Annotated in this window: 8 protein-coding genes; 1 reads left to right on the top strand and 7 read right to left on the bottom strand. The window is 74.9% G+C overall.

Going from position 1 to position 7235, the window contains the following annotated elements; genetic code table 11:
• Positions 1 to 3 precede the first annotated feature (3 nt).
• The 4 genes from hflX to VMF70_08080 all read right to left on the bottom strand — a co-directional run bounded on the left by hflX (position 4) and on the right by VMF70_08080 (position 3460).
• Entirely contained in the window at positions 4 to 1095 is a 1092-nt protein-coding gene (gene hflX / locus VMF70_08095) for a GTPase HflX (GenBank protein ID HTT67973.1), read from the bottom strand.
• Positions 1096 to 1215: 120 nt separating this feature from the next.
• Positions 1216 to 2727, bottom strand: coding sequence for a replication-associated recombination protein A (locus tag VMF70_08090; protein ID HTT67972.1), 1512 nt, complete (start codon positions 2725 to 2727; stop codon positions 1216 to 1218).
• Positions 2724 to 3158: a type II toxin-antitoxin system VapC family toxin gene (locus VMF70_08085; protein ID HTT67971.1), complete on the bottom strand. Its 435-nt coding sequence runs from the start codon at positions 3156 to 3158 to the stop codon at positions 2724 to 2726. Before VMF70_08085 ends, VMF70_08090 begins: the two co-directional genes overlap by 4 nt.
• Positions 3155 to 3460 (bottom strand): type II toxin-antitoxin system prevent-host-death family antitoxin, encoded by a 306-nt coding sequence (locus VMF70_08080; protein HTT67970.1) that lies wholly within the window; start codon positions 3458 to 3460, stop codon positions 3155 to 3157. Before VMF70_08080 ends, VMF70_08085 begins: the two co-directional genes overlap by 4 nt.
• A gap of 656 nt (positions 3461 to 4116) precedes the next feature.
• On the opposite strand from VMF70_08080, the gene VMF70_08075 reads away from it, so the two are divergent.
• Complete coding sequence (locus VMF70_08075) at positions 4117 to 4626, top strand: MarR family transcriptional regulator (protein HTT67969.1); 510 nt, start codon at positions 4117 to 4119, stop codon at positions 4624 to 4626.
• Here the strand turns inward: VMF70_08075 and VMF70_08070 are convergent.
• Genes VMF70_08070 through VMF70_08060 form a run of 3 tightly spaced genes read right to left on the bottom strand, consistent with a single transcriptional unit; the run spans position 4586 to position 7219 of the window.
• The gene (locus VMF70_08070) at positions 4586 to 5314 is read right to left on the bottom strand and encodes a ZIP family metal transporter (protein ID HTT67968.1); all 729 of its coding nucleotides are present in this window, start codon (positions 5312 to 5314) and stop codon (positions 4586 to 4588) included. The two genes, VMF70_08075 and VMF70_08070, sit on opposite strands and share 41 nt — an antisense overlap.
• Positions 5311 to 6546: a hypothetical protein gene (locus VMF70_08065; GenBank protein ID HTT67967.1), complete on the bottom strand. Its 1236-nt coding sequence runs from the start codon at positions 6544 to 6546 to the stop codon at positions 5311 to 5313. Before VMF70_08065 ends, VMF70_08070 begins: the two co-directional genes overlap by 4 nt.
• On the bottom strand, positions 6539 to 7219 hold the full coding sequence (locus VMF70_08060; protein HTT67966.1) for an SDR family oxidoreductase: 681 nt from the start codon (positions 7217 to 7219) through the stop codon (positions 6539 to 6541). The genes VMF70_08065 and VMF70_08060 overlap by 8 nt, the downstream gene beginning before the upstream one ends.
• Between the last annotated feature and the right edge of the window lie 16 nt (positions 7220 to 7235).

The raw sequence follows: 7235 nt of genomic DNA, 5'->3' as shown, positions 1-7235 counted from the left end.
AACTCACGCCCCCGCGCGCGCTTGCGCCATCGTGGCCAGCCTGTCTCTCAGGTCCCCTACCCCACCCGCCGACACCGCGCTCGTGGCCGCGGAATCCCAGCCCCTCGCCTCCGCCTCCCGCAGCCGCGCCACGCGCTCGTTCGACGCCAACCGATCGGCCTTGTTGAGCGCCATCACGACCCGCGGACCCGCGCCGTCCGAGACGAGGCTCCCCAGCACCTCACCCACCACCTCCGCCTGCTGCTCCCACGCCGGATGGCTCGCGTCCACCACGTGGACGATCACGTCCGCGTCGGCCGCCTCCTCCAGCGTCGCCCGGAAGCTCGCCACCAGGTCGTGCGGCAGCTTGCGGATGAAGCCCACGGTGTCGGTGAACCGGATCGCCTTGCCGTTCACCCGCGTCTCCCGGCTCGCCGTGTCGAGCGTGGCGAACAGCCGGTCCTCGACGTGCGCCTCGCTCCCCGTCAGGGCCCGCAGCAGGCTCGACTTGCCCGCGTTGGTATATCCGACCAAGGCAACCCGCAGCACGTCACGGTCCCGGGTCCGGTCCCGCAGCCGCGCCCGGTGCTCGGCCACCTCGCCGAGCTTCCCCTTCAGCACGCCGATCTTGCGGCGGATCATCCGGCGGTCGGTCTCGAGCTGCGTCTCGCCGGGCCCGCGCAGCCCGATCCCGCCGCGAATCCTCGACAGGTGCGCCCACATCCGCGTGAGTCGCGGCAGCAGGTACTCGAGCTGCGCCAGCTCGACCTGCATCTTCGCCTCCCGGCTCCGGGCCCGCAGCGCGAAGATGTCGAGGATCAGCTCGGTGCGGTCCATCACCCGCACGCCCAGCGCCTCCTCGAGGTGCTTGCCCTGCCTGGGACTCAGCTCCTCGTCGAACACCGCCAGGCCCGCGCCCAGCTCGACCAGCTGCCGGGCGACCTCCCCGGCCTTGCCCCGGCCGATGAAGAGGTCGGGCGTCGGCGCCGCGATGTGCTGCACGACGCGGCCGGCCACCTCCGCCCCGGCCGTGTCCACCAGCCTGGCCAGCTCGTCGAGGTGGTCGTCCACGTCCCGCGCTTCGACCGTGCCCTTGCGCGGGGCACCGACCAGCAATGCGCGCTCGACCGGCGGCGCAACCGAAATCAGGTCCTTGGCGATGGCACTTCCCTCGGGTCAGCTGGTCATGCCCGGACACGGCCCGGCAAACCCTACCGGCCGGGCGTCATTCGAGCGTCAGGGGACCTCTGGGGCTGCCGGCCCGGCTCCCGCGACGCCCTTCCCCACCCGCTTCTTCAGCCCCTCCCACCACTCCATCCGCTTGGCGACGTCCTTCTCGAACCCGAACGCCGTCGGCTCATAGAACTTCGCGCCCCGCAGCGCCGGCGGCAGGTACTCCTGGGGCGTATACGCCTCGGGCACGCTGTGGGCGTACTCGTAGCCCTTCCCGTAGCCCAGCTCCTTCATCAGGTCCGTCGGCGCGTTCCGGATGTGCAGCGGCACGCCCTCGGCCGGGTGCTCGCGCGCCGCCTCCAGCGCCCGGCCCCACGCCTCGTACACGCGGTTGCTCTTGGGCGCGGTGGCGACGTAGACCACCGCCTCGGCCAGGGCCAGCTCGCCCTCGGGCTGGCCGAGGAAGTGCAGCGTGTCCTTCGCGGCCAGGGCCATCGTGAGCGCCCGCGGGTCCGCCAGGCCGACGTCCTCGCTCGCCGCGCGGATCACGCGGCGGGCGATGTAGAGCGGGTCCTCGCCGCCGTCGATCATCCGCGCCAGCCAGTACAGCGACCCGTCCGGATCGGAGCCGCGCATCGCCTTGTGCAGCGCGCTGATGAGGTTGTAGTGCTCCTCGCCGCCCTTGTCGTAGCGGGCGAACCGTCGCTGCAGCGCGTCGGCGACGATGGCGGCGGTGACGGTCCTCGGAGGGCCGGTCTCAGGCGGCCGTGGGCCCCCGGACAAAGCCGGTCGAGGAGCCTCCTGGGGCCGAGGACGGCGGGGTCCCCGCGAAGCGGGGGATGGCCCCTCGGCCCCGGGGGGCTCCGAGACCGGCGCCGCGCCGCTGCCCACAGAGCCGGTGAGGTACTCGGCCGCCGCCTCGAGCGCCTGCAGCGCGCGGCGCGCGTCGCCGTCGGCCTCGCGCGCCAGCAGCGCCAGCGCGTCGTCCTCCAGCGCCAGCTTCAGCTTGCCGAGCCCGCGCTCCTCGTCCGCCAGCGCGCGCCGGACCAGCGTCCGGACGTGCTCCTCGCTCAGCGGCTCGAGGACGAAGACCCGGGTCCGCGACAGCAGCGCGCCGGTGATCTCGAAGCTGGGGTTCTCCGTCGTGGCGCCGATCAGCGCGATGGTCCCGCGCTCGACGTGCGGCAGGAACGCGTCCTGCTGCGCCCGGTTGAAGCGGTGGATCTCGTCGCAGAACAGGATGGTGCGCCGGCCGTACTGGGCGAGCCGCTCCTCGGCCTCGTGGATGATCTCGCGCACCCGCGGCACGCCCTCGGTCACGGCGCTGAACGGGACGAACTCGCGGTCGGTGTACTGCGCGATGAGCAGGGCGAGCGTGGTCTTGCCGCTCCCCGGCGGGCCCCAGAAGATCATCGAGCCCACTTCGCCCCGCCGGATCAGCTCGCCCAGCGCCTTCCCCGGACCCAGCAGCTCCTCCTGGCCGAGGAACTCCTCCAGGGTCCGCGGCCGCATTCGCGCCGCGAGCGGCTGCGCCGACGCGGGCGGCGCGAACAGCGAGGGCTCCGGCTTCTTCACGCGGGCAGCTCCGGAAGCACCGTGAAGCCCTCGTTCCCGGCGGCCGACCGGACCTCGCCATCGAGGGAGACGAGCACGCGTCCCGCCGACCGTCCCTCGGCCCATTCGAGCGCGGCCGCCAGCTGGAACGCGTCGCCCGCGGACAGTCCGTGCACACGCACCGCGCGCAGCGCGGCCTCCCGCAGCGCGGCCGTGGGCCCGACCGCCAGCCACAGGCTGGCGCTCGCGGACAGTGCCGCCAGCCCGCTGTCGCGCGCGGATGCCGTGATGCTCCCGCCGCGCTCCCGCCGCACGAGCGCGGACGTGCACTCCACCAGGGTCCCCCACCAGACCGCGACGGCGGGGTCCTGATGGCCCAGCGCCCTGAGCCGGTCGCTCCTCGGCTCGTTGACGAGCAGCGGCACCAGGGCCGACGCATCCCAGAACCTCATCGGCGCTTCCGGTCGTCGATCAGCTGCTGCGCCACGGTGCCGCCGGGATCATCGCCGCGCGGCATCTCCCAGAACTCCCGCGTCAGGCCCACGCGCTCCGGAATCACGAGCCGGCCCTGCCGCTCCATCTCCAGCAGCCGATCCCACTCGTCGGACTCGATCCCCGGCGGCTGCGGCGGCAACGGGACCAGCTTCGCCACCGGCTTCCCGCGCTCGGTGATGACGACCTGCTCGCCGCGCTTCACGCGCGCCAGGTACCTGCTCAGCCCGGCCTTCAGCTCCGACACCTTGGCGGCCTTCATGTGACCTCATGGGTCCGTTCGGTATGACCAAAATAGTCCATTGGCGGGCCGTCCGGTAGCGCGAAGCGCACCGGTGCCCGGCGAGCCGCACTCCGTTCGGGCCACCCGGCTGGCGGGTTCCCCCCAGCCGACTGCCCGGCGCCCGGTTGGCGGGGCTCCCCCGACCGACCGCCCGGGAGCGACTCCAGGCCCAAGGCGCCAAGCGGCGGTTGCCCTCGCGCCGGCAACCTGCGGTCAACTGCCCGGACCAAGCCCCGGTAGCCCCTGTAGGACGTTTCCCCGACGGCGGCGACTCGAGGGCCGCCCCGCACTCACTTCGGGGTCCAGCCGGGCGCCAGGCGTGTCTGCGGGGGTGATCGGCCGGTGACGGCGGCTCGTAGGTTCGTATGCGAAGAAACCCGGTGGCCCGACCGGCCCGCGCCACGGCTGGGCGGGGACGGCGGGGTGGGGACGAGCGGGCCCGGTGCCGCCGCTACCGGCGGGCCGGTCGCGCCCTCGCGTCCCCCGGGTGGCACCGGGGTCGTCGCGAGGTCGCCGCCGCCTCGTGGAGGGTTGATTCGCGTACGAACAAAACACGCTCGCAACCGCCGCGCGACACGGCCGAGCAGCGTCTGCTGGGCCCCGCTCTGGCCCTCGCCCGCACGCTCGAGGGCGAGATGGACCGGCGGCTGGCGATCGTGGGTCTGAGTGCCCGTGCGTTCCTCGTCATGCGGGAGATCGCGAGGGAGCCCGTTCACTCGCAGGCGGCCCTCGCCGCCCGGCTCGCGCTGGAGCCGGGCACGATCAGCGAGCTGCTGCGCCGGCTCGAGCGGCGGGCACTGGTACGCCGGGGAGCCGGCCGCAGCGGCGGCCCGAGCCGGGAGCCGCGTGGGCCGGGCAGGCCGGCCCTGGTCCCCGTCCTCACGGAGTCGGGCGCGCGGGTGCTGGCCGACGCGATGCGCGCGGCGGCGAGGCTGGAGCGGGAGTGGGCCGAGCGGCTGGCGAGCGCGCGGCACAGCCCGTGGCCGCTGGCGCGCGCGATGGGACTGAGGCGCTGGCTGGTCGAGAGTCTGGAGGTGATGGGCGAGCGACCCGCCGCGCCGGACCGGCGACGCGCCCGGCCCCGGCGGGCGCGGCCGGCGGCGGTCAGGCCAGCAGGCGAGCGACCAGCGCCTGGGCGCCGATGAACGACCCGGCGCCGGCGAAGAACGCCAGCGGCAGCCGCCAGCCGGGCTTGCCCTGGAACTCGGGGACCAGGTTCGAGGCGCCCACGTACAGCGTCACGCCGGCCGAGAGGGCGAGCCCGTGCTGCTCGAGCACCGCCGCGCGCTCCGTGAGGAGCACGCCCAGGATGGTGGTCGCGCCGAGCGCCGCGGCGGCCAGCACCGCGCGGCGCGGCGTCTCGCCGGCCGCCAGCACGAGGCTCGAGACGGTGACGCCCTCCGGCAGCTTGTGGAGGAAGATCGCGAGGAACAGCAGCAGCCCGAGCGACGGGCTCACCAGGAAGCCGGAGGCGATCGCGACGCCGTCGAAGAAGGTGTGGAGCAGCAGGCCCACGATGCCCGAGACGCTCGCGGCGTGGGTGACGTGGTGGGTTTCCTCGCCGAAGTGGAAATGCGGCGTCACCGTGTGCTGGGTGAGGTGCACCAGCAGGTAGCCAAGCAGGATCACGGGCGCCGCCGCCGCCGAGTCCCTGGCGAGCGCCTCCGGCACGACGCCGACGAGGGCGAGCGCGATCATGAAGCCGGCGGCATAGGCGAACAGCAGCTCGATGACCCGCAGGCCGAACCGCGCGCTCCGGGTGACGGCCCAGGCGCCCATCAGGTTGGCGAGGGCCGCCACCACCCCGAGCCCGAGGGCGGGAGCGCTGATCACCCCAGCTCCCGCGCGCGCGCCAGCAGGTGCTCGCGCGTGTTGCGCCACGGCTCGTCCAGGACCTCGTCCAGCAGCCGGCGGAGCATCTCCCCCATCCCCCGGCCCGGCGGCACCCCGGCGTCCACGAGGTCGTTGCCCGTGACGGCCAGGTCGCGCACCGTCAGCGGGTCGCCCGACGCCTCGATGGCGCGCACCGCCGCGAGCAGGTCGGCCCGCCGGGCCCTGGGCTCCGACACCGCGACGATCTCGCGTGCGTGCGTCCGGTGGTGCGCCAGCCAGTGCCGCACCTCGCGCGTGAGGCCCGGCGCCGGCAGCGGGAATCGCAGGCCGGCCACCACGGCCCGGACCCGCGTCGCCTCGTCGTTGGAGAACCGCAGCCGGCGCACCGCCGCCTCCGCCACGTCCTCGGTCGCACCGGCGTGGCACAGCGCCGCCGCCGTCAGCAGCACGGGGTCCCGCGGCGGGTCGATGGCGTCGAGGCGCCCGGGCATGTCGGGGCCGAGCTCGGCCATCTCCGGCCACACGCGCGCCAGCGCCCCGCACGCGACCCACAGGCCCACGCCCAGCGACGGCGAGGCGGCGTCGAGCGTCTTCAGCCACTCGTCCCGCACCCGCTCGCGCGACAGCGAGCCCAGGTCGGGCACCGCCGCCACCAGCGCCGCCCAGGTGGCCGGCTCGACCTTGAAGCCGAACACCGCCGCGAACCGGAGCGCCCGCAGCACCCGCAGCCGGTCCTCGCGGAACCGGGTGGCGGGGTCCCCCACCGCGCGCACCACGCCGGCCGCGAGGTCGGCGCGCCCGCCGAACGGGTCGCGAATCTCCCCGGTCCCGGGGTGGACGGCGACGGCGTTGATGGTGAAGTCACGCCGCGCCAGGTCGTCGTCGAGCGAGACGCCGAAGGCGACCCGCGCGTGGCGGCCGTCGGTCTCCACGTCGCGGCGGAAGGTCGTGACCTCGTGGGCGGCGCCGTTGCCGTCGAGCACGGCCAGCGTCCCGTGCTCGATGCCGATCGGCACGGTGCGGTGGAACAGCCTGCGCACCACCTCCGGCAGCGCCGACGTCGCGATGTCGAAGTCGCCGAGCCGCGGCGGCGGCCCCGCCCCGCGCTGCTCGTAGAGCACGTCGCGCACCGCGCCGCCCACGAACCAGGCCTCGTGCCCCGCCTGCTGGAGGGTGCGCGCGATGCTGCGCACCGGCTCCGGAATGCGCGCTAGCGGGAAGGCGTCAGCCACACAGCACGCTCCCGCCGTTCACGTTCAGGATCTCGCCGGTGACGTGCCGCGCCAGCTCGGAGCAGAGGAACACGATCGGACCCGCCACGTCCTGCGCCGATGCCACGCGTCCCAGCGGGATGGTGGCCTCGATGGCCGCCCGGCCCCCGCCGGCGTACGGCCGCGCCGCCATCTCGGTGTCCGCCCAGCCGGGCGCCACGCAGTTGACGCGCACCCGCGGCGCCATCTCCACCGCCAGGCTCTTGGTCAGGGCGACGAGCGCGCCCTTGCTCGCGGCATAGTCGGCGTGCAGCGCCTCGCCGCGCTGCGCCGCCGTCGAGGCCACCAGCACGATGGCGCCGCCCTCGGCCATGCGCGGGCCCAGCGCGCGCACCACGTGGAACACCGAGTCGAGGTTCTGGGAGATGGTCGAGCGCCACTGGGCCTGGTCCATCCGCGCGAGCGGCACGCCCTCGGCCTCCCACACGCCGTGACTGACGACCAGGATGTCGAGCGGGCCCGTCACGGCCGCGGCGAGCGCCGCCGCCCTGGCGGGGTCGCCGAGGTCGCCGTGGGTCCGGCGTCCTGCGGCCGTCACCTCGGCGCCGGCAGCCCGCAGCAGCTCGACGGTAGCCTTGCCGATGCCGCGGGTGCCGCCGGTCACCAGCGCGCGCTTGCCGCGCAGCGAGATCACGGGCGGTCGCCGGCGC

The organism is Gemmatimonadales bacterium (assembly GCA_035502185.1).
Lineage (GTDB): Bacteria > Gemmatimonadota > Gemmatimonadetes > Gemmatimonadales > JACORV01 > Fen-1245.
The sequence above is the reverse complement of the archived record's forward strand: the minus strand, read 5'-3'. Positions and strand labels throughout refer to the sequence as shown.

What these genes read in the sequence shown, in the direction of transcription:
- VMF70_08085 (HTT67971.1), bottom strand. Translation starts at nt 3,158, where the DNA reads ATGAGGTTCTGGGATGCGTCGGCCCTGGTGCCGCTGCTCGTCAACGAG.
- VMF70_08080 (HTT67970.1), bottom strand. Translation starts at nt 3,460, where the DNA reads ATGAAGGCCGCCAAGGTGTCGGAGCTGAAGGCCGGGCTGAGCAGGTAC.
- VMF70_08075 (HTT67969.1), top strand. Translation starts at nt 4,117, where the DNA reads ATGGACCGGCGGCTGGCGATCGTGGGTCTGAGTGCCCGTGCGTTCCTC.